The organism is Pseudomonas mosselii (assembly GCF_005796105.1).
GTDB lineage: Bacteria > Pseudomonadota > Gammaproteobacteria > Pseudomonadales > Pseudomonadaceae > Aquipseudomonas > Aquipseudomonas mosselii_C.
On sequence record NZ_VAUO01000004.1, the window covers coordinates 75,341 to 95,037 of the forward strand.

20 protein-coding genes and 1 pseudogene are annotated in these 19,697 nt (G+C 62.7%); 10 read left to right on the forward strand and 11 right to left on the reverse strand.

The window, feature by feature from the left end; all coding sequences use genetic code 11:
* Positions 1–45: 45 nt before the first annotated feature.
* Positions 46–1,137: a chorismate synthase gene (aroC, locus tag FEM01_RS11065; RefSeq protein WP_138219476.1), complete on the reverse strand. Its 1,092-nt coding sequence runs from the start codon at positions 1,135–1,137 to the stop codon at positions 46–48.
* Between the two features lie 170 nt (positions 1,138–1,307).
* On the opposite strand from aroC, the gene FEM01_RS11070 reads away from it, so the two are divergent.
* Complete coding sequence (locus FEM01_RS11070; protein WP_138219477.1) at positions 1,308–2,270, forward strand: alpha/beta hydrolase; 963 nt, start codon at positions 1,308–1,310, stop codon at positions 2,268–2,270.
* A gap of 121 nt (positions 2,271–2,391) precedes the next feature.
* Positions 2,392–3,174: a hypothetical protein gene (locus FEM01_RS11075; protein ID WP_138219478.1), complete on the forward strand. Its 783-nt coding sequence runs from the start codon at positions 2,392–2,394 to the stop codon at positions 3,172–3,174.
* A 31-nt stretch (positions 3,175–3,205) separates the two neighbouring features.
* On the opposite strand, the gene prmB is transcribed toward FEM01_RS11075, so the two are convergent.
* On the reverse strand, positions 3,206–4,114 hold the full coding sequence (gene prmB, locus FEM01_RS11080; RefSeq protein ID WP_138219479.1) for a 50S ribosomal protein L3 N(5)-glutamine methyltransferase: 909 nt from the start codon (positions 4,112–4,114) through the stop codon (positions 3,206–3,208).
* A gap of 179 nt (positions 4,115–4,293) precedes the next feature.
* On the opposite strand from prmB, the gene FEM01_RS11085 reads away from it, so the two are divergent.
* The 5 genes from FEM01_RS11085 to FEM01_RS11105 all read left to right on the forward strand — a co-directional run bounded on the left by FEM01_RS11085 (position 4,294) and on the right by FEM01_RS11105 (position 7,232).
* Positions 4,294–4,884 (forward strand): cysteine hydrolase family protein, encoded by a 591-nt coding sequence (locus tag FEM01_RS11085; RefSeq protein WP_138219480.1) that lies wholly within the window; start codon positions 4,294–4,296, stop codon positions 4,882–4,884.
* A gap of 89 nt (positions 4,885–4,973) precedes the next feature.
* Positions 4,974–5,294: a hypothetical protein gene (locus tag FEM01_RS11090; RefSeq protein ID WP_138219481.1), complete on the forward strand. Its 321-nt coding sequence runs from the start codon at positions 4,974–4,976 to the stop codon at positions 5,292–5,294.
* A gap of 304 nt (positions 5,295–5,598) precedes the next feature.
* A complete protein-coding gene (locus FEM01_RS11095) occupies positions 5,599–6,159 on the forward strand; it encodes a Smr/MutS family protein (RefSeq protein ID WP_138219482.1) in 561 nt (186 codons plus the stop codon).
* Between the two features lie 70 nt (positions 6,160–6,229).
* Positions 6,230–6,775: a GTP cyclohydrolase I FolE gene (gene folE / locus FEM01_RS11100; RefSeq protein ID WP_138219483.1), complete on the forward strand. Its 546-nt coding sequence runs from the start codon at positions 6,230–6,232 to the stop codon at positions 6,773–6,775.
* An 85-nt stretch (positions 6,776–6,860) separates the two neighbouring features.
* The gene (locus FEM01_RS11105) at positions 6,861–7,232 is read left to right on the forward strand and encodes a glutaredoxin family protein (RefSeq protein WP_138219484.1); all 372 of its coding nucleotides are present in this window, start codon (positions 6,861–6,863) and stop codon (positions 7,230–7,232) included.
* 66 nt (positions 7,233–7,298) lie between these two features.
* Here the strand turns inward: FEM01_RS11105 and FEM01_RS11110 are convergent, their stop codons facing one another.
* Complete coding sequence (locus FEM01_RS11110) at positions 7,299–7,901, reverse strand: glutathione S-transferase family protein (protein WP_138219485.1); 603 nt, start codon at positions 7,899–7,901, stop codon at positions 7,299–7,301.
* Between the two features lie 146 nt (positions 7,902–8,047).
* Here FEM01_RS11110 and FEM01_RS11115 point away from each other — a divergent pair, with 146 nt between their 5' ends.
* Positions 8,048–9,238 (forward strand): benzoate/H(+) symporter BenE family transporter, encoded by a 1,191-nt coding sequence (locus tag FEM01_RS11115; RefSeq protein WP_138219486.1) that lies wholly within the window; start codon positions 8,048–8,050, stop codon positions 9,236–9,238.
* 189 nt (positions 9,239–9,427) lie between these two features.
* Here FEM01_RS11115 and FEM01_RS24755 read toward each other — a convergent pair whose 3' ends face one another.
* The 3 genes and pseudogenes from FEM01_RS24755 to FEM01_RS11125 form a co-directional block, all read right to left on the reverse strand.
* Positions 9,428–10,300 (reverse strand): methyl-accepting chemotaxis protein, encoded by an 873-nt coding sequence (locus tag FEM01_RS24755; RefSeq protein ID WP_431188589.1) that lies wholly within the window; start codon positions 10,298–10,300, stop codon positions 9,428–9,430.
* Positions 10,289–11,467, reverse strand: a pseudogene (locus FEM01_RS24760) (HAMP domain-containing protein); the annotation flags it as partial. The pseudogene FEM01_RS24760 and the gene FEM01_RS24755, both read right to left, overlap by 12 nt.
* A 174-nt stretch (positions 11,468–11,641) precedes the next feature.
* Entirely contained in the window at positions 11,642–12,403 is a 762-nt protein-coding gene (locus tag FEM01_RS11125; RefSeq protein WP_138219487.1) for an SDR family oxidoreductase, read from the reverse strand.
* Positions 12,404–12,579: 176 nt separating this feature from the next.
* Here FEM01_RS11125 and FEM01_RS11130 point away from each other — a divergent pair, with 176 nt between their 5' ends.
* Complete coding sequence (locus FEM01_RS11130) at positions 12,580–13,581, forward strand: NADP-dependent oxidoreductase (RefSeq protein ID WP_138219488.1); 1,002 nt, start codon at positions 12,580–12,582, stop codon at positions 13,579–13,581.
* Positions 13,582–13,646: 65 nt separating this feature from the next.
* On the opposite strand, the gene pyrF is transcribed toward FEM01_RS11130, so the two are convergent.
* Positions 13,647–14,348, reverse strand: a complete 702-nt coding sequence (gene pyrF / locus FEM01_RS11135; protein ID WP_138219489.1) for an orotidine-5'-phosphate decarboxylase — start codon at positions 14,346–14,348, stop codon at positions 13,647–13,649.
* Positions 14,349–14,532: 184 nt separating this feature from the next.
* Between pyrF and FEM01_RS11140 the strand changes: the two genes are divergently transcribed.
* Positions 14,533–14,700 (forward strand): DUF2897 family protein, encoded by a 168-nt coding sequence (locus FEM01_RS11140; RefSeq protein ID WP_138219490.1) that lies wholly within the window; start codon positions 14,533–14,535, stop codon positions 14,698–14,700.
* 74 nt (positions 14,701–14,774) lie between these two features.
* Here the strand turns inward: FEM01_RS11140 and FEM01_RS11145 are convergent, their stop codons facing one another.
* The 4 genes from FEM01_RS11145 to asnB form a co-directional block, all read right to left on the reverse strand.
* Positions 14,775–15,107, reverse strand: a complete 333-nt coding sequence (locus FEM01_RS11145) for a ComEA family DNA-binding protein (protein WP_138219491.1) — start codon at positions 15,105–15,107, stop codon at positions 14,775–14,777.
* A gap of 176 nt (positions 15,108–15,283) precedes the next feature.
* The gene (locus tag FEM01_RS11150) at positions 15,284–16,522 is read right to left on the reverse strand and encodes a glycosyltransferase family 4 protein (RefSeq protein WP_138219492.1); all 1,239 of its coding nucleotides are present in this window, start codon (positions 16,520–16,522) and stop codon (positions 15,284–15,286) included.
* Positions 16,519–17,721, reverse strand: coding sequence for a glycosyltransferase (locus FEM01_RS11155; protein WP_138219493.1), 1,203 nt, complete (start codon positions 17,719–17,721; stop codon positions 16,519–16,521). The genes FEM01_RS11150 and FEM01_RS11155 overlap by 4 nt, the downstream gene beginning before the upstream one ends.
* A 28-nt stretch (positions 17,722–17,749) precedes the next feature.
* Entirely contained in the window at positions 17,750–19,678 is a 1,929-nt protein-coding gene (asnB, locus tag FEM01_RS11160; RefSeq protein WP_138219494.1) for an asparagine synthase (glutamine-hydrolyzing), read from the reverse strand.
* Between the last annotated feature and the right edge of the window lie 19 nt (positions 19,679–19,697).

Sequence of the window (19,697 nt, forward strand, 5' to 3'; positions counted from 1 at the left end):
GGGGCACCGGCGCTTGCACGGTGCCTCGCGAGCAGGCCAGCACGGTCACAACTGGCGCAATACCGGGGTGGCGACCTTCACATCGGCATTCTGCGCACGGTGACGCAACAGGTGGTCCATCAGCACGATGGCCATCATCGCCTCGGCGATGGGCGTGGCACGGATGCCCACGCAGGGGTCGTGACGGCCCTTGGTGATCACGTCCACCGGATTGCCATCGATATCGATCGAGCGGCCCGGAGTGGTGATGCTGGAGGTCGGTTTGAGCGCTAGGTGGGCGACGATCGGCTGGCCCGACGAAATACCACCGAGGATGCCGCCTGCGTTGTTGCTGAGGAACCCCGCCGGGGTCAGTTCGTCGCGGTGCTCGGTGCCGCGCTGGGCGACGCTGGCGAAACCTGCGCCGATCTCCACGCCCTTGACCGCGTTGATGCTCATCAGCGCATGGGCAAGCTCGGCATCGAGGCGGTCGAAGATCGGCTCGCCCAGACCGGGCATGACGCCTTCGGCGACCACAGTGATCTTCGCGCCCACCGAGTCCTGGTCACGCCGCAGTTGGTCCATGTAGGCCTCAAGCTCTGGCACCTTGGACGGGTCAGGGCTGAAGAAAGCGTTTTCCTCGACCGAATCCCAGGTCTTGAAGGGGATTTCAATCGGGCCCAGCTGACTCATGTAGCCGCGCACGCGAATGCCCTGGGTTGCCAGGAACTTCTTGGCGATAGCGCCAGCGGCCACGCGCATGGCGGTCTCGCGCGCCGAACTGCGGCCGCCGCCACGGTAATCGCGGGTGCCGTACTTGTGGTGGTAGGTGTAGTCGGCGTGGGCTGGGCGGAACAGGTCCTTGATCGCCGAGTAGTCCTTGGACTTCTGGTCGGTGTTGCGGATCAGCAGGCCAATCGAGCAGCCGGTGGTACGCCCCTCGAACACACCGCTGAGGATCTCCACCTCGTCGGCTTCCTGGCGCTGCGTGGTGTGACGGCTGGTGCCGGGCTTGCGCCGGTCGAGGTCGTGCTGCAGGTCAGCCAGGGAGATTTCCAGGCCCGGTGGGCACCCGTCGACAATGGCGACCAACGCCGGGCCGTGGCTTTCGCCAGCGGTGGTGACAGTGAACAGCTTGCCGTAGGTATTGCCGGACATGGACGCTCCGCGAAATCTGCCTGAGATGAACGAAAGCGGCAGTATACGTAAATCAGGCTGGCCTGTGCGTGCGGACTTACGCCCCGAGCAGGCCGTGACGGGCGGTTGCGCGCGAACCTTCGCCTCCAATCCCGGTCTTACCTTCACCCTCCCCACGCAGTACCTCGCCCATGAAGCGCCGCCTCACCGCCCTGCTCCTGCTGCTGTGCGCCAGCCTCGCCCAGGCCGCCGCCCCTACCGTGCTGCAACGCCCCATCGACTTGGACACTGGCGCAGGCGTGCTGCATGGCAGCCTGCTGCTGCCCCAGCAGGACACGCCGCCTCCTGTGGTGCTAATCATCGCCGGGTCCGGCCCCACCGACCGCGACGGCAACAATCCCGCGTCGGGGCGTATCGACAACCTCAAGCGCCTGGCCCTGCTGCTGGCCAACGCGCACATCGCCAGCGTGCGCTTCGACAAACGCGGCGTCGCTGCCAGCCAGCCGGCCACCCCCGATGAGCGCGACCTGAGTGTCGAGCGCTATGTCGCCGATGTGGTGGCCTGGGGGCAGTTGCTGCGCCACGACCCACGCTTCGGCCCGCTGATTCTGGTGGGCCACAGCGAAGGCGCGCTGATCGCCTCGCTGGCCGCCGAGCAGGCCGGCGCCAGCGCCGTCATTACCCTCGCCGGCAGTGGCCGTCCGGTTGCCGATGTGCTGCGCGAGCAACTCGCCCAGCGCCTGCCGCCCGCACAACTGGCCGCTGGCGTGGCAGTGATCGACCGGCTACAGGCCGGGCAGACCAGCCTCGAGGTGCCAACGTTGCTGCGCCAGGTGTTTCGCCCCAGCGTGCAGCCCTACCTGATCACCCTGCTGCGCCAGGACCCGGCCGCCGCCTTCGCGCGCTTGCAGATGCCGGCTTTGATCGTCCAGGGGCGCAACGATGTGCAGGTGGAAGTGGCCGACGCCGAACAGCTCAAGGCCGCCAAGCCCGATGCCCAACTGGCGCTGATCGATGGCATGAACCACATGCTGCGCATCAGTCCTAAGGATATGAGCCAGCAGCGCGACAGCTACCGTAACCCCGAATTGCCCCTGGCGCGCGAGCTGGGCGAGCAGATCGTCACCTTTATCCGCCGCCTGCCGGCCGCCTGAGACCTGCGCCGCACGAAAGCTCACGCTTTTACCCGCGCTGCCGATAAGGGTGCTGACAAAGCGGTGATTCTGCGCCTACAGGCAGTGATCACCCGGCCGCCGTGCACTTGAGGATGCCCTGATGACCGATGCCCCCGCCGCCGAGGCGACCGAAGAACAAGCCCCGGAAAGCGCCCCGCAGCCGTGGGCAGACCTTGCCACCGAACATTTCCAGTTGCTGCGCCTGGCGCCGCTGCCCACCGACCGTAACAGCGGCGCGCGCCCGCTGCGCTTCGTACAATTCGGCTATGCCGAGCGCCACGACAAGGAACACAGCCTGCTGCGCTTGGAAATTCACCTGCCAGGGCAAAAAGTGCGCAAGGAGCAGAACCGCCTGGACATCCGCGTCGACCACGCGCAACAGCGGGTGAGCATCGGCGCGGACGCGGGCATGCAGATCGAGCCGCTCAACCGCGGCTTGGGCCGCTACCTGCTGGCACAGGCCGTGCAGTGGTTGCAACAGCGCTGCGCGCACTACCACATCGAGGGCATGAACCTGCCGAACAAGGACGCACTCAACGAAGACACCCGCCTGCGCCGCGACCACGTGCTGCACAGCGTCGGGCTCGAAGTGGAGTATCTTGAGGGGCAGTTGCTCAAAGGGCGCGTCAAGGACACCTCGGTAAGCAAGCTCAAAGGCGGCTGGAATACCGAGAAAGTCCAGCGCGTCGACATGCTCGAAGCCGCCGGCATGTTGCAACAGGCCGAGCAGAACCTGCTGGAAAAAGAAGCCCAGCTGCGCGAGCGTGACGAACGTGTGGCCAAGTACCGCCGCGAGGACGGTGGATTGCGCTTCACCATCACCTGCCTGGTGGCCTTTGCGCTGTTCCAGACCGGCTTGCTGATCTGGATGGCGACGCGCTGAAACCTGATGGGGCCGCCGCGCGGCCCCGCACTCACACCCGTGAGGCGAACAGCGCCTGATGCTGGCGGCACTGCTCGGCAGTGAGCATGAATACGCCGTGTCCGCCACGCTCGAACTCAAGCCAGGCGAAGTCGACCTCCGGGTACAACGCCTCGACATGCACCTGGCTGTTGCCCACCTCGACGATCAGCAAGCCTTTCTCGGTCAGGTGCTCGGCCGCCTCGGCCAGCATCCGCCGCACCAGATCCAGCCCATCGTTACCGCAGGCCAGGCCCAGCTCGGGCTCGTGGTGATATTCCGCAGGCATGTCGGCGAAATCTTCGGCATCGACATACGGCGGGTTGGACAGGATCAGGTCGAAGCGCTGCCCCGGCAAACCTGCGAAACCATCGCCCTGCACGGTGTAGACGCGCTGATCCAGGCCATGCCGCTCGATGTTCTGGTTGGCCACCTCGAGCGCATCGAAGGACAAGTCGGCCAGCACCACTTCGGCCTCCTGGAACACATCGGCGGCAACGATGCCGATGCAGCCAGAGCCTGTGCACAAGTCAAGGATGCGCGCAGGCTCTGCCGCCAGCCAAGGCTCGAAGCGCTTTTCGATCAGTTCGCCAATCGGCGAGCGCGGCACCAGCACGCGTTCGTCGACGATGAACGACATGCCGCAGAACCACGCTTCACCCAGCAAGTAGGCGGTGGGCACACGGTCTTCGATACGGCGCTTGAGCAGGTGCTGCAAACGGACCCGTTCGTCATCTTCGAGGGCGCAGTCCAGGTAGCTGTCGGCCACTTCCCACGGCAGGTGCACGGCACCCAGTACCAGCAGGCGAGCTTCGTCCCAGGCATTGTCGGCGCCATGGCCGAAGAACAGCTCATGCTCATGGAAGCGGCTGACCGCCCAGCGGATATGGTCGCGCAAGGTGCGCAAACGGGATGTGATCACGGGGGACTCCTTTTCAGACAGGACAAAAGTCTAACAGCCCACACCACACAAATGTTCCTTCCGATAGCCAGACAGGTAGCCCTAAGCCAGTAACCATGCTGCTTGCAATGTCAACCATTCACATTGACGCCAAGGCAAGGGAGAATAGGTATACAAAAGCCCTATCCGAGGAGCCCTTGATGTCTGTTCCAACCACGATGTTCCGCCTCACGGGCCGTGACTACCCGCCGGCCAAACTCGGCCAGGCCAGCCTGATCGTCATCGATGCGCAAAAGGAATACCTGAGCGGTCCGCTGACGCTATCGGGAATGGACGAGGCCGTGGCGAACATCGCCCGGTTGCTCGACGCCGCACGCAAGGCCGGGCGCCCGATCATCCATGTTCGCCACCTCGGCACCGTGGGTGGCCGTTTCGACCCTCAGGGGCCTGCCGGGGAATTCATCCCAGGCCTTGAGCCACGCGACGACGAAATCGTTATCGAGAAGCGCATGCCCAACGCGTTCAAGAACACCAAGCTGCATGAAACGCTGCAAGAGCTTGGCCACCTCGACTTGATCGTGTGCGGCTTCATGAGCCATTCGAGTGTCAGCACCACCGTGCGTCGTGCCAAGGACTATGGTTACCGTTGCACCTTGGTAGAGGACGCCTCGGCAACGCGCGACCTGGCCTTCAAGGACAGCGTGATTCCGGCCGCACAGATCCACCAGTGCGAAATGGCCGTAATGGCCGACAACTTTGCCTGCGTCGCCCCAACCGCCAGCCTGGTCTGAGCTCTACCGCCCGGCGAACGGGCGGAACCCTGGCCCTGAGCACCGGTCCAAACGCGGATAAGCGACAGCAGAATCCGAGGAAAACCCCCATGAAGCTCAAGGGCAGTTTCAATGCAAGGCGCCTGCGCCAGCGCGAACCCGGCCAGTGGCGCGCGCGCATGGCCGCCGCCTTTGCCGTACTGCTGGCGACATTGGGTATCCTGCTGGCAATGGCCGGTGTGGCGGGCCTGCTGGGCAACTACCCGGCCTTCGCCGAACTCAACGCCAACCGCGCGCTGTCGACAGTGTTCGCAGGCGCTGGGCTGTTGCTGCTGTACCTGGGCGTACGCGCCTGGCGACGCAGCCGCATCCGCTTGCGCCGTGGGCGCGACCTGAACCTCTCGCCGCACCTGATGAAAAAGCACCACTGAACGCACAGTCCTTTGCGGCAGCCCTGTGCCCCGGCCTCATGGAACTGCACATAACTTGCTGATTTAGCAGGGACTTGTGGGAGCGGCTTTAGCCGCGAACACTGGCGCAGCCGGTGCCAGACACTGCGCTGCCTGCTTCGCGGCTAAAGCCGCTCCCACAGGGTTAGCGTCGCGCTTGCGAAATCAGTTCTCTACACCACAGCGCAGCCCAAAGAGCTGGATGATCTCCATGCAGAACTCCCCTGCACGGATAACACAACCCCGCCCCGCTCGCGTAAACTACGCCGCCCACAGTGGAGGCAGTATGCAGGACGACGACTTTTCTCTGTTCAGCGCCGAGGTGCGCGGCGTCAAGCCGATCAAGCACGATCGCGCCGATGTCGGCAAGCCCAAGGCCGATCGCAAGCAGCTGGCCGGCCTGCGCCAGGCCGCGACCGTGCGCAGCGACAAGACCTTGGTAATCGACGGCCTGTCCGACCAGTTCGTCATCGACGTTGCCGCCGAAGACGAGCTGATGTGGCGCCGTGACGGCGTGCAGGAAACCCAGATCCGCAAACTCAAGCTTGGCCAGATCGCCTTCGAGGGCAGCCTCGACCTGCATGGCATGAGCGTCGAGAAAGCCCGCGAGACGCTCTGGGCCTTCATCGCCGAAGCCACCCAACTCGAAGTGCGCTGCGTACGCGTCACCCACGGCAAAGCCGCCCGTATCGACGGCAAACGCCCGATGATCAAGAGCCACGTCAACACGTGGCTGCGCCAGCACCCGCAAGTGCTCGGCTTCGCCTCGTGCCAGGCACGTCATGGCGGCACCGGTGCGGTGTACGTGATGCTCAAGCGAACCATGCTCGAAGGCCGCGACGAGTGACATCGCGCTTGCAGCGCTGACGTTGCCGCCGTACCCTTCGTCTTTGCGAAATTTTTCCACAGGTAGATCCATGTCCCTGGAACAGAACTACACCGAGATCCTTAGCCAACTGGGCGAGGACGTCTCCCGCGAAGGCCTGCTCGACACGCCGAAGCGGGCAGCGAAGGCCATGAAGTACCTTTGCCGCGGTTATGAGCAAACGCTCGAAGAAGTCACCAACAATGCGCTGTTCAGCTCCGACAACAGCGAGATGGTGCTGGTCCGGGACATCGAGCTGTATTCGATGTGCGAGCACCACATGCTGCCGTTCATTGGCAAGGCACATGTCGCCTACCTGCCCAAGGGCAAGGTGCTGGGCCTGTCGAAGGTCGCGCGCATCGTCGACATGTACGCCCGTCGCCTGCAAATCCAGGAAAACCTCAGCCGCCAGATCGCCGATGCGATCCAGCAGGTCACCGGCGCTGCCGGGGTTGCCGTGGTCATCGAAGCCAAGCACATGTGCATGATGATGCGCGGTGTCGAGAAACAGAACTCCAGCATGCTCACTTCGGTGATGCTGGGCGAGTTCCGCGAAAACGCCGCGACCCGCAGCGAGTTCCTCAGCCTGATCAAGTGATCGGCGCGTAATCCTGGCCGGCCCGCCTGATGGCCTGTTTCAAGACAGGCATCGGGGTCGGCTTTTTCATGTTCAGGAGTTGCCCATGATCGTCAAAGCCCTGCGGGTCGGCCTCGGCCAGCTCATCGTATTCGGCGACTGGATCAGCCGCCCGGCGAAAAAAAAGCGTGATGCTTCGGCCCAGGCCGCCGTCGAACAGCAGGCCAATGGCCTGGCGCTGTACCAGTTCCATGCCTGCCCATTCTGCGTGAAGACCCGTCGTACCCTGCACCGGCTGAACGTGCCGGTGGCGCTGCGCGATGCGAAGAACGACGCGCAGCACCGCCAGGCGCTGCTCGAAGGCGGTGGCCGGGTGAAAGTGCCGTGCCTGCGCATCGAGGAAGGCGACAAGGTGACTTGGATGTACGAATCCAAGGACATCATTGCCTACCTCGACAAGCGCTTCGCCAACGCCTGACCGGGCGGCATCGCCTGCTGCGCAGGGTCTGCACGGTACTCGATACCTGTGCAGACCCGCGCAGGCTCAATCGACCATTGGCACATGCCGTGGATGACTCGCCACCCGCGCCAGCCACGCCCGCACTGCCGGGTAGTCGGCAAGGTCGAAGCCGCCCTGGTGGGCCACATGGGTGTAGGCGTACAGCGCGACGTCGGCGATGGAGTACTGCTCACCGACCAGGTACGGCGTCATCTGCAACTGCCGCTCCATCACCTTCAGAGCCTTGTAGCCGCCTTTGTGCAACTTGCGGTACTCCTCCAGCCGCTCGTCCGGCAACCCCAGGTAGAACTGAATGAAGCGCGCCACAGCGATGTAGGGCTCGTGGCTGTACTGCTCGAAGAATTGCCATTGCAACACCTGGGTGCGCAGGCGCGGCTCGCTGGGCAGGAACTCGCTGCCATCGGCCAGGAAATTGAGAATCGCGTTGGACTCCCACAAACAGGTGCCATCTTCGAGCTTGAGCACCGGCACCTTGCCGTTGGGGTTCATGGCTAGGAATTCAGGGGTCTCGGTCTGCCCCTTGAGAATGTCCACCGGATGCCATTCATACGGGCGATCGAGCAAGCTGAGCATCAGCTTGACCTTGTAGCAGTTACCCGATTGGTAATCCCCATACACCTTGTACATCGCCCCTCCCCTTAACACGCAGTTGCGAAATCGCCGCCCATAGTTGGCGACTGTACGGCTAATTGCAATGCCTGCTGTATCGCAAAGATCACGCCAGGGCACGGTAGCCTGAAAAAAAAGCTTACACCTGTACAAGGATTCACCCCATGACCGATGTCACTTCTGCCCGCTTGCGCCCCCTGGCAGACAGCTCTCCCTCGGCGGTGGTCGCCGGCTTCATCGCGATGCTCACCGGCTACACCAGCACCCTGGTACTGATGTTCCAGGCCGGCCAGGCCGCAGGCCTGACCCAAGGGCAGATTTCTTCGTGGATCTGGGCCCTGTCGATTGGCATGGCGGTCTGCACCATCGGCCTGTCGCTGCGCTATCGCACCCCGATCACCGTGGCCTGGTCGACCCCCGGGGCGGCGCTGCTGATCACCAGCCTGGGCGGCGTCAGTTATGGCGAGGCGATTGGTGGCTACATCATCTGTGCCCTGCTGGTGCTGATTTGCGGTGTGACCGGTAGTTTCGAGCGCCTGGTCAAGCGCATCCCGGCATCTCTGGCCTCGGCGCTGCTGGCTGGCATCCTGTTTCGCATCTGCAGCGAAATTTTCGTTGCCGTGCAACACCAGACGTTACTGGTACTGAGCATGTTCATCAGCTACCTGGTCGCCAAACGCCTGGCCCCACGCTACTGCGTACTGGCCGCGCTGTTGGTGGGTACGGCCCTGTCCGGCGCCCTCGGCCTGCTGGACTTCAGCGGGTTCCACCTGGAGGTCGCGACCCCAGTGTGGACCACGCCCAGCTTCTCGCTGGCGGCGACCATCAGCATTGGTATTCCGTTGTTCGTGGTGGCCATGACCTCGCAGAACATGCCAGGCGTTGCCGTGTTGCGCGCCGACGGCTACGCGGTCGCGGCTTCACCACTGATCTCGGCCACCGGCCTCGCCTCGCTGTTGCTGGCCCCCTTCGGCTCGCACGGGATCAACCTGGCGGCGATCAGCGCGGCCATCTGCACCGGGCCACATGCCCATGAAGATCCGACCAAGCGCTATACCGCAGCAGTCTGGTGCGGGATCTTCTACGGTATCGCCGGCATCTTCGGAGCCACCTTGGCCGCACTGTTCGGCGCCCTGCCCAAGGAACTGGTGCTGTCGATCGCAGCCCTGGCGTTGTTCGGCTCGATCATGAACGGACTAAGTGTGGCCATGGGCGAGGCCCGTGAGCGCGAGGCAGCGCTGATCACCTTCATGGTGACCGCCTCGGGGCTGACCCTGTTCTCCATTGGTTCGGCGTTCTGGGGAATCGTCGCGGGGGTGATCACCTTGCTGATCCTGAGCCCGCGCAAGGGCTGAGAGGATGGCACCGGCTACGCCGGTGCCATGCACCGAGTCGCCTTCTTCGCGGTGGTCCGGCACTCCGGCAAGCCCGCTCCCACAAGGTACGTGGCGTACCTGCAATAGCAGTTCTATGCGCGACAGCGCGGCCCTAAAGGGCTGGGTGATCTCCTACAGGCGCAGCGTTGGATTCAGGCTTCACGCCTGTCAAAGCCGGAAGTGCCCCACCATCCCCTTCAGGTCATCGCCCAAGCGCGCCAGCTCGATGCTCGAACGGGCGTTGTCCTGCATCGCCAGCGCTGCCTGATCGGCGCTGCCACGAATCTGAGTGACGCTGCGGCTGATCTCCTCGGCCACCGAACTCTGCTGTTCGGCCGCAGCGGCAATTTGCTGGTTCATCTGCTGGATCACTTGCACCGCAGCGGCAATGCTGCCCAACGCGCTCTCCGTCTGTAGCGCATCGGCCACCGCCAGGCGCACCAACTCGGTACTGCCACGGATCTGCGTCACCGACTGTTGTGCGTTGCCGCGCAAGCTCGCGACCAGCCGCTCGATCTCCTCGGTAGACTGCCGCGTGCGTCGCGCCAGGGCCCGCACCTCGTCGGCCACCACCGCGAAACCGCGCCCCTGCTCACCTGCCCGCGCCGCTTCGATGGCGGCGTTGAGCGCCAGTAGGTTGGTCTGCTCGGCCACACTCTTGATCACCTCCAGCACATCGCCAATGGTATGGATCTCGGCGCTGAGGTTGTCGATACCACTGCTGGCCGTTTCGGCAGCGCTCACCAGTTGCTCGATCCGCTGCATGCTCTGGCGCACCACCTCCTGCCCCGAGCCGACCTTGTCGTCAGCAGCCTGGGCGGCTTGAGCCGCCTGCTCGGCATTGCGCGCCACATCATGCACGGTGGCGGTCATCTGCTGCATGGCGGTGGCTACCTGTTCGGTTTCATCTTTCTGGCTACCCACCTCGCGATTGGTCTGCTCAGTCACGGTCGACAGCGCCTGGGCGCTGCCGGCCAGTTGCTCGATGCCCTGTTGCAGGCCGCTGACGATACCGGTCAGGCCTTCGGCCATCTGCTGCATGGCTTGCAGCAGTTGCCCGACTTCGTCGGTACGCGGCGCCTCGGCTTCGATGCCCAGCTCGCCGGCTGCGATGCGTCGAGCACGCTCAATCACCCGACGCAGCGGCGCGACCACCGCACGGGTGATCAGCCAGGCCGCCAGCACGCCGACCAGCAGCGCCAGCCCCGTGGCCCCCATAATCGCCAAGGCATTGCGCGCAAGCTCACCCTGCATGGCCTGCTCCTGGGCTGCATAAGCGTGTTCGACCCGCGCGGTGACCTGGTCGGCGCGGGCTTGCAACTGCGTCTTGATGCCTTGCTCCTGCCCGAGCAGGTCAGTGTATTCGTTGAGCTTTTCGGAGAAGCTGGCGATATGCCCGGCCACCTCGCCCAGCACGCTCTGGTAGCCCGGATCGGCGATACTGCCCTTGAGCTGCTCGACCAACTCGGCCGCCTCGACGGTCTGGGCGATGCGGCCTTGTTCGAGTTCCTCGCTGCCTTTGCGGCTTTGCTCCAGGCGCACGCGGGCTTGATCCATGGCCTGCAGCATCAGGCGCGAGACCTGCGCCACCTGCGCCGACTGCTCCAGAAACTCACTGCCCTGCTGCCCCTGGGACTGCTTGAGGGTGTAGGCACCGTCGTCGGCAAGCCCTGCCTGCAAGACATCCAGGTTGTTGGCGACACTGGAGACCGCCCAGCTAGCCGTATCCAAGGCCAGCTCCTTGGCCTGCACGGCCTGGACGAACTGCTCGAACGCCTGGGCGTAGGCCGTCAGGTCTTGCTCGGCGGCCGCAAGCGCCGGCAGACCGCGCGCGCGCTCGGTCAGCGCTTGCACGCCAGCACGCAGGGCGTCGGCCTCCTTGGTGTCCGAACGCAGGGCGAAGCCTTGCTCGTGCTGACGCAAACGCAGCAGATCGGTATTGAACTGGGTCATCTGGCGCAACCCGTCGAAACGCTGGCCGACGTGGGTCAATGCGTACACCCCAAGGGCCGCCACCACCAAGGTCAGCAACAGGACCAAGGCGAACCCAAGGCCAAGCTTGCGGGCCATGCCCAAGTTGGCCAGCACCCCGTACCTGGTCTTCGTCACCATCAGCGATTCCCCCTTGCCATGTCGGGCATGTCCAAGTAGCAAGAGTGACAACCGCCAGCGCCCCCTCACAAGGCCCTGGCGCCAGAATGGTGTCATTTAGCTATGAACGTGTCGTTTTCAGGCCAATGTAGGTCGTCCTACATACCGGAAGAACGCTTGGGCACGCACGTCCTGTGCATAAGCGACATTGATCCGAATACCCAGCATGCCTGGGCGCAATGCTCAAGCGCCGCAACAAGGGCTACTTCGCTTAATGCAGCCCAGGCAGCCTCAGATCGCCAGCGCGCCACCGTCGACGGTCAGGCTATGCCCCGTGGTGAAGGCAGCACCGTCGCTGCACAGATACAACACAGCGCTGGCGATTTCCTCGACCTTGCCGATGCGCCCGACCGGGTGCATCGCCGCCGCGAATTCGGCCTTGCGCGGGTCAGCCTCGTAGGCGCGGCGGAACATGTCGGTGTCGATCACCGCCGGACACACGGCGTTGACCCGAATACCCTTCTTGGCATATTCAATGGCCGCCGACTTGGTCAGGCCGATCACTGCATGTTTGGAGGCGGCGTAGATGCTCATCTTGGGCGCTGCCGACAAGCCCGCCACAGACGCGGTGTTGACGATCGCGCCGCCGCCTTGGGCCACCATCAGCGGCAATTGGTACTTCATGCACAGCCACACGCCCTTGACGTTGACCCCCATGATGGCGTCGAACTGCGCTTCACTCCCCTCGGCCAGGCGCCCCTGCTCGATCTCGATGCCCGCGTTGTTGAACGCATAGTCCAGGCGACCATACGTCTCGATGACCTGCGCGTGTAACTGGCGCACGTCGCTGTCCTGGGTGACGTCGCAGGCCACGAACAGCGCCTGGCCACCGGCCTCACGGATCAGCGCCACGCAGGCTTCGCCACCGGCCGCGTCACGGTCGGCCACCACCACCTTCAGGCCAACGCCTGCGAATGCCAGGGCCGTCGCCCGGCCAATACCGGCTGCGCCACCGGTGACCAGGGCAACCTGGCCAGAGAAAGTCATGCTCATCACGGGCTCCTGCTGTGGACTGTCGGATCGAGGCTGAGTCTAGTCAGGCGCCTCTCGAGCTGGGCAGCATCATCAGGGTTGCGGTTAGACTACTATCGTTTGCGGTGATCTTGCGTGACGCAGCCCATCAGTAAGGTCGATCATCACCGCCCATGCTTTGTTCAGGAGCCTCCAGCATGTCCTACAGCAACCGACGTTTTCTGCTCGCCAAGCGCCCGGTGGGCGCGGTACGCCGCGACGATTTCAGCTACGAACAGGTGCCTGCCACCGAGCCCGGCGCAGGCCAGGTGCTGGTGAAGAACCTGTACCTGTCCCTGGACCCCGCCATGCGCGGCTGGATGAACGAAGGTAAGTCGTACATACCGCCAGTGGGCCTTGGCCAGGTCATGCGCGCACTCGGCGTCGGCGAGGTGATCGCCTCGAACCACCCTGACTACGCGCCCGGCGACCACGTCGGCGGCGCCCTCGGGGTGCAGGACTATTTCACTGGCGAGCCCCAGGGGCTGCACAAGATCGACCCACGCCTGGCGCCCCTGCCGCGCTACCTGTCCGCCCTGGGTATGACCGGCATGACCGCCTACTTCGCCCTGCTTGACGTCGGCCAGCCCAAGGCCGGTGACACCGTGGTGCTGTCCGGCGCCGCAGGCGCGGTCGGCAGCATCGCCGGGCAAATCGCCAAGATCAAAGGCTGCCGCGTCGTCGGTATCGCGGGGGGCGCACAGAAGTGCCAATACCTGATCGATGAACTGGGCTTCGACGGGGTCATCGACTACAAGGCCGAGGACGTGCTGGTCGGCCTCAAGCGCGAATGTCCCAATGGCGTGGACGTGTACTTCGACAACGTCGGCGGCGAGATTCTGGATGCGGTACTGTCACGCCTGAACTTCAAGGCGCGCGTGGTGATCTGCGGCGCCATCAGCCAGTACAACAACAAAGAAGCAGTCAAAGGCCCTGCCAATTACCTGGCGCTGCTGGTCAACCGTGCGCGCATGGAAGGCTTCGTGGTGATGGACTACGCCAAGGAGTACGGCAAGGCCGCACAAGAAATCGCCGGCTGGCTGGCCAGTGGCAAGCTCAAGAGCAAGGAAGATGTGGTGGAGGGGCTGGAAACCTTCCCCGAAACGCTGCTCAAGCTGTTCAGTGGTGAAAACTTCGGCAAGCTGGTGCTCAAGGTGTGAAACCCGTACCGAGGTACGCCGGCACCCTAGCGCGGGTGCCGACCTGAGCCGCGGTCAGCGCAGGCTCAGCCGCGAATTTCGGCGACCACCGCCGCCAGTGCTTGGGCAGGATCCGCCGCCTGGCTGATCGGGCGACCGATTACCAGGTAGTCGGAGCCAGCATCCAGCGCCTGGCGCGGGGTGAGGATACGGCGCTGGTCGTCCTGGGCACTGCCCGCCGGGCGGATGCCGGGAGTCACCAATTGCAGGGACGGATGCGCAGCCTTGAGCGCCGGAGCTTCCAGGGCCGAGCACACCAGACCGTCCATGCCGGCCTTCTGCGCCAGCGCCGCCAGGCGCAGCACCTGCTCCTGCGGGTCGACGTCCAGGCCGATGCCAGCCAGGTCCTCGCGCTCCATGCTGGTGAGTACGGTCACGCCAATCAACAGAGGCTGTGGACCGCTGCGCTTGGCCAGCTCTTCACGGCAGGCCGACATCATGCGCAAGCCGCCCGAGCAGTGTACGTTGACCATCCACACGCCCATTTCAGCGGCAGCCTTGACGGCCATCGCGGTGGTGTTAGGAATGTCATGGAATTTCAGGTCGAGGAACACCTCGAAGCCCTTGGCGCACAGCGTCTCGACGATCCCGGAGGCGCTGCTGGTGAACAGCTCCTTGCCGACTTTCACCCGGCACAGCGCGGGATCGAGTTGGTCGGCCAGCTTCAGGGCGGCGTCACGGGTGGGGAAATCCAGGGCGACGATCAGGGGCGTCTGGCAGGCGGACATGGGCAGCGGTCTCTTGGCAAGTCTTGAACGGCGCGCATTGTAAACGAAGTGGCGCAGGCTTTGGGGGCCGTGGGTCACGAGAATTGGCTGGGCCAGTGGCCACTTCTATAATGGAACCATCCCGCGCAGGCATGGCTCGAATGTCATGAAAGCGCCGCCCTACATGCTCTGCAGGAGAACTTCGATGCCGTGGTATGCCTGGTTGATACTGTTGGTTGCCCTCGGCTCCATCGTCGGCGGCTTGATGATGCTGCGTGATACGGCCAAGAAACTACCGTTGACCGAGGAGCAGTTGCGCAAGGTGCATGAGCGCAATGCCGAGGCCGATGCCAAGGATGCGCAGGATCGATAAGGTTTGCGTGACGGCAAAACGTGAAACCGGTTGGCACGAGGCCAACCGGCAAGCACATCATACAGCCGTGTGTATCACTTCACTTCAAGCTTGCCGCGGTTGCGCTCAAGCAGGGCCTTGCCAATGCCCTTGATCTCCAGCAGCTCATCCACCGAACCGAAAGGCCCATTGGCTTCGCGATAAGCGACGATGGCTTCGGCTTTGGCTTTACCGATGCCGTTGAGCTCTTTTTGTAGCGTCGCGGCGTCTGCATCGTTGAGGTCGATCAACCGCTGTTGAACCTGCGGCATAGCCGGTGCGACCTGCTCGGTAGGCGGCGTCAATGCCGTGGCGGGCGCCGCGGCAACCGAAAGGGACAGACACGAGAAGAGCGGCAGCAGCAGATAGCTCAGTACGGTGTTTCGCATGGTGAACTCCTTGATCGATGATAAAGATTGCAGCGTTCCGTGGCTGCACGTGAACCCTATACCTTCGGATCTCAGAATCAACACCAAACGGCCAAACGCAGTGTTACCAGATCATACTTTCCCTTCACGACCCCCGCCGCGGGCCGCTCTGGGTCAATCAGGCAATATGTAAGCAATCATTCAGCAGTACGTGCCGCCACTACGCCTTCGAGCAGCTTCTCCATCTTGCCCCGGCATTTCTGTGCGTTGAAGTGTGCTCGCACATGGGCTGCACCGCGCTCTCCCATGTGCTGGCGCCGCTGTTCATCCTGCAACAGATCGGCAAGCAAGCTTGCCATTTGCCCTGCGTCACTCGGCGCGCACACGACACCGGCCTGCGCGCCCAGCACGATCTGCGCCGCCTCGCCCTGCACGCCGCACAATACCGCCCTGCCGCAGGCCATGTAGTCGAGCAACTTGGTGGGGATGGCCCCACGAAACAGCGGAATATCCTGCAAGGTCACCACACATAGGTCCGCAGCGCAGATACACTCACGTACCGAACGCTTGGCCACCGGCTCCCAGAGTTCGACGTTGGAAACCCCCGATTCGGCGATACGCCGCTGGATATCGGTGCGCTTCATGCCGTCACCGACCAGCAGATAAAGCACATCTTCATGGTCATGCAACTGGGCAGCATCAAGCAGCACATCCAAATTGTTCGCCTCGCCCATCGCCCCCATGTACAAGACGATCTTGCGATTTTGCCAGCCATGGCGCGCGCGCAAGCGCTCACCGGCCTCGGGATCGGGGTAGAGCATTTGCCCATCGACCCCACAGGTAATGACTTCGAGCCTCTCTGCGGGCCAGCCGCGGCGTACGATGTCGTCATGTATGCCTTGGGTCAGGGTGACGATACGTTGCGCCTGATCATAGAGCAGCCGCTCCATCCAGCTCATGATCGCAATCAGTTGCCGATTGCGCAGAATCCCCATTTGTACCGCCGACTCAGGCCACAGGTCGCGCACCTCGAATACCAGCGGGATTCGACGTATCTTGCACACCAGCCAGACTGTGAACATAGGAAATATCGGCGGCGAGGAAGCCAGCACCACATCAGGTTTTTCGATGCGCCACAGCCCCAGAGGAGCAGTCAGCGAAAAAGACAGGAAACTGCATAACCTCCCCAGGTAACTACGGTGTAGTTGGGAGTAGGTATAGGTACGAACGACCTCCACCGCACCATCACGCTCCCGTCGTATCAGGCGACGGTACCAAGGGAGCTTGGGCTGTTCGGCACGCATGTAGCCGGTTTCACCGGACACGACACTTACGGCGTGACCTCGCTCTGCCAGATACTGCGTCAACTCATAAACCAGCGAATGGCCCGGTGCGCAGTGCCCCTGATAATACTGGTAAACCACCGCGATCTTCATTTCAGCCCCTCGTAGATCTGCTTGAGTCGTTCACCTTCATGCTGCCAGCTCAAGGCATCACGGACGGCCATAAGCTGCTCGCGCCAAGCCAGCAGACGCGAACGATCAGCGAACATTTCCTCGATCGCACGTGCGATCTGCTGCGCGGTAGCCAACTCACATACATGACCGATCGCGTTGCCTGCTACGAGCCTGCGTAGTTCGGGCAGGTCACTTGCCAGGATCGGCAAACCTGCCGCGATGAACTCGAACAGCTTGTTGGGCGTGCAGTAGTAGTTGTTCAGGCAGATCGCCTGATAGGGAATGACCCCGGCATCGGCACTGGCGGTGATCTCGAGCAGCTGATGCTGTGGCACTGCAGGATGATAGTGCACCCTGTTCTGTACACCCAGGCGGATAGCCAGTCGCTGCAGGCTATCGCCCAAGGCGCCTTCGCCCAGCATCACCAGATGTACATCGGACGACCTGAGCAGTGCCATGGCTTTCGTCAGGTTTTCCAGGTTACGGCCTGCCGAGAATCCCCCCTGGAACAGCAGCAGCAGGTGATCTTCAGGAATGCTGAAATACTGATGCAGGTACCTAGAGCGTGGCGCTAGTGGCATTACTCGCTCGGCGTTGTGGATGACCGAGACTTGTGGCAGGTCATAGCGCGCTTGCAACTCACCCGCAATCGAGGGATTGACGGTGATCACACGTTCGCAGGCATGAATATGCCGGCGCTCGACATTCGCCCAGGCACGCTGCTGCCAGCGCGCGAATTCCTGCTCGCTGAAGAGTTCGTGGCTGTCATACACCAGAGACGCGCCAAACTCCTGAGCCAGCGTGCGGCCGACCGCAAGCATCGGCAAATCGTGGGCAACGACCACCTGGGCCGGATAACGACGGCCATCGGCGAGGAACAAATTCAGGTAAAATCGCTCCTGGTCGACCACCCAACGCCAAGCGATCGACTTGAGCAAACGCATGAGGTAGCCGTTCATCGGCAGCCAGCGCCGTACCTGGCGATAAGCATGCAGCACGCGACTTTCTCGACGCGCCGAGCACTCCTTGTCTGCGCCGATGCGCACCACACGGCAATCCTCTCCCGCAGCAGGCCGGTCCAGTGGCATCGCCAGGATGACGACCTGCCAACCCGCCTCCTGCAAGCTGTCGGCTTGCAGGAGGATGCGCCGATCGATCTGACGATCATTGCTCAACATCAGAATCCGCCCGGCGGCGGAGGCGACTTCAGACCCCACTTGGTTTCAGGTCCCGGTCGATAAAGATGCGATGCCACAACTCCAGGCTGAGCAGACCCCAGACTACACGTCCGAACTCACGCTCATTGCCCAGCATCTTCTCCACTACATCGAGATTGTACAGGCCACGCTGGCGTGCCTTTTCAGAGAGCAAGGTGTCGCGTACGAATTCCCGCGCCGGACCTTTGGTCCATTGAGTCAACGGGGTGGGGAAGCCCATCTTGTCCTTGCGCTCAAAGACGTTGCTCGGCAAGGCATGGCGGACGGACTCCTTGAACAGGTGCTTCATTCGGCCACCGGCGAACTTGATGTTCGGTGGAATGGTCGCCATGAACTCGACGATACGGTGATCGAGCAACGGAACACGCGACTCGATGGAGGCGGCCATGCTGGTACGATCCTCGACATGCAGCAGGGCTGGCAGTGAGCCCTTGAGGTCGAAGTAGGTCATCTGGTTGACCAGCGAATGCAGCTCATCGCGATTGAAAATGCGCTGGAACGACTCGAACGGCGAATAGCTGCCCGCTCCGCGAAGCACATCCTGATTGAACAGTTGGCTCATGCCATCGCTGCGGTCGATCAGGCTGAAGTAGCGCTGGTCGTGGGGCCCGAACAGGCCGTTCTTCCACAAGCCTTGCAACATCGGTTGATAGGTTGCAAGCAGCGGCAAGTTCGGCACGATGGACTCGAGCGAAACGGCATAACGACGCTGGTTCGCGGTCTGGTAGATCGCTCCAGAAAGACACTTTTCCAGATAGGCCGCCATGTAGCGGGCGTAGCCGACGAACAGTTCATCACCGCCCTGCCCACCCATGACTACCTTGACATGCTGACTTGCCAACTGCGAAACGTAATACTGGGGGATGACACCCGGCCCGGCCAGTGGCTCATCCATGTAATACATGAGCCGAGGCAGTACATCCGGCAACTCATGCCCGGCCGGAATGTAGATCTCGTTGTAGGCGGTGCCAGCAAACGCTGACACCTCCTTGGCATAGCCCGTCTCATCGAACTGGGGGCCTTCGTTGAAGGCTCCGGTGAAAGTCTGCAACCGCTCGCCACCGAGCATCCGCGAAGCCAGGCACACCACCGCACTCGAATCGAGCCCACCGGACAGGTGCGCCCCCAGCGGTACATCCGAACGCATGTGCAGGTTGATGGAGTCGTCGATCAGGCCGGCCAAGGTATCGATGAAGTAGCGTTCGTCGTGCTCCTCATCAATGTTGTAGTGCAGGTCCCAATACTGGCGCACTTCAAACTTCAGGGTATTGCCGACATATGTCGCCGACAGGCAATGACCCGGTTCGAGTTTCTGGATGCCTTTGAACAAGGTCTTGTCATCCAGGCAGAACTGGAACGTCAGGTAGTCCTGCAACCCGTTCGCGCAAGACTGCGCCGCCACCGAATCGTCAGCCAGAATCGCCTTGATTTCGGAGGCAAACAGCAGGCGCTGGCCGTTGAAGTGGTAATAGAACGGCTTGATACCAATGCGGTCGCGGGCACAGAAGAGCTTCTGCTCATGGTTGTCCCAAATGGCGAAGGCAAACATGCCGACCAGTCGATCGACAAAGGCTTCACCCCACTCGCGATAGGCATACAACAGCACTTCGGTATCCGAATAGCTGTGTATCGGGTGCCCCTTGCCAATCAACTCCCGGCGCAGTTCCAGGTAGTTGTAAATGGCGCCATTGAAAACCACGACGAAACGACCATCCTCGGTCACCATCGGCTGCTTTCCATGCTCGGGGTCGATAATGGCCAGACGGACATGACCAAGCCCCATAGGCCGGCGCTTATCGACCCAGACACCGTCGCCATCCGGGCCCCGGTGGCGGATGGCATTCATCATGTTTTTCAATGAGTGCTCGATCCCACCCACCTGACCGCTGGTCATCAGCAGCCCCACTACTCCGCACATACTCTATCTACCTATAGGG

What these genes read in the sequence shown, in the direction of transcription:
- aroC (WP_138219476.1), bottom strand. Translation starts at nt 1,137, where the DNA reads ATGTCCGGCAATACCTACGGCAAGCTGTTCACTGTCACCACCGCTGGC.
- FEM01_RS11070 (WP_138219477.1), top strand. Translation starts at nt 1,308, where the DNA reads ATGAAGCGCCGCCTCACCGCCCTGCTCCTGCTGCTGTGCGCCAGCCTC.
- FEM01_RS11075 (WP_138219478.1), top strand. Translation starts at nt 2,392, where the DNA reads ATGACCGATGCCCCCGCCGCCGAGGCGACCGAAGAACAAGCCCCGGAA.
- FEM01_RS11085 (WP_138219480.1), top strand. Translation starts at nt 4,294, where the DNA reads ATGTCTGTTCCAACCACGATGTTCCGCCTCACGGGCCGTGACTACCCG.
- FEM01_RS11090 (WP_138219481.1), top strand. Translation starts at nt 4,974, where the DNA reads ATGAAGCTCAAGGGCAGTTTCAATGCAAGGCGCCTGCGCCAGCGCGAA.
- FEM01_RS11095 (WP_138219482.1), top strand. Translation starts at nt 5,599, where the DNA reads ATGCAGGACGACGACTTTTCTCTGTTCAGCGCCGAGGTGCGCGGCGTC.
- folE (WP_138219483.1), top strand. Translation starts at nt 6,230, where the DNA reads ATGTCCCTGGAACAGAACTACACCGAGATCCTTAGCCAACTGGGCGAG.
- FEM01_RS11105 (WP_138219484.1), top strand. Translation starts at nt 6,861, where the DNA reads ATGATCGTCAAAGCCCTGCGGGTCGGCCTCGGCCAGCTCATCGTATTC.
- FEM01_RS11110 (WP_138219485.1), bottom strand. Translation starts at nt 7,901, where the DNA reads ATGTACAAGGTGTATGGGGATTACCAATCGGGTAACTGCTACAAGGTC.
- FEM01_RS11115 (WP_138219486.1), top strand. Translation starts at nt 8,048, where the DNA reads ATGACCGATGTCACTTCTGCCCGCTTGCGCCCCCTGGCAGACAGCTCT.
- FEM01_RS24755 (WP_431188589.1), bottom strand. Translation starts at nt 10,300, where the DNA reads ATGCAGCAGATGGCCGAAGGCCTGACCGGTATCGTCAGCGGCCTGCAA.
- FEM01_RS11125 (WP_138219487.1), bottom strand. Translation starts at nt 12,403, where the DNA reads ATGAGCATGACTTTCTCTGGCCAGGTTGCCCTGGTCACCGGTGGCGCA.
- FEM01_RS11130 (WP_138219488.1), top strand. Translation starts at nt 12,580, where the DNA reads ATGTCCTACAGCAACCGACGTTTTCTGCTCGCCAAGCGCCCGGTGGGC.
- pyrF (WP_138219489.1), bottom strand. Translation starts at nt 14,348, where the DNA reads ATGTCCGCCTGCCAGACGCCCCTGATCGTCGCCCTGGATTTCCCCACC.
- FEM01_RS11140 (WP_138219490.1), top strand. Translation starts at nt 14,533, where the DNA reads ATGCCGTGGTATGCCTGGTTGATACTGTTGGTTGCCCTCGGCTCCATC.
- FEM01_RS11145 (WP_138219491.1), bottom strand. Translation starts at nt 15,107, where the DNA reads ATGCGAAACACCGTACTGAGCTATCTGCTGCTGCCGCTCTTCTCGTGT.
- FEM01_RS11150 (WP_138219492.1), bottom strand. Translation starts at nt 16,522, where the DNA reads ATGAAGATCGCGGTGGTTTACCAGTATTATCAGGGGCACTGCGCACCG.
- FEM01_RS11155 (WP_138219493.1), bottom strand. Translation starts at nt 17,721, where the DNA reads ATGTTGAGCAATGATCGTCAGATCGATCGGCGCATCCTCCTGCAAGCC.
- asnB (WP_138219494.1), bottom strand. Translation starts at nt 19,678, where the DNA reads ATGTGCGGAGTAGTGGGGCTGCTGATGACCAGCGGTCAGGTGGGTGGG.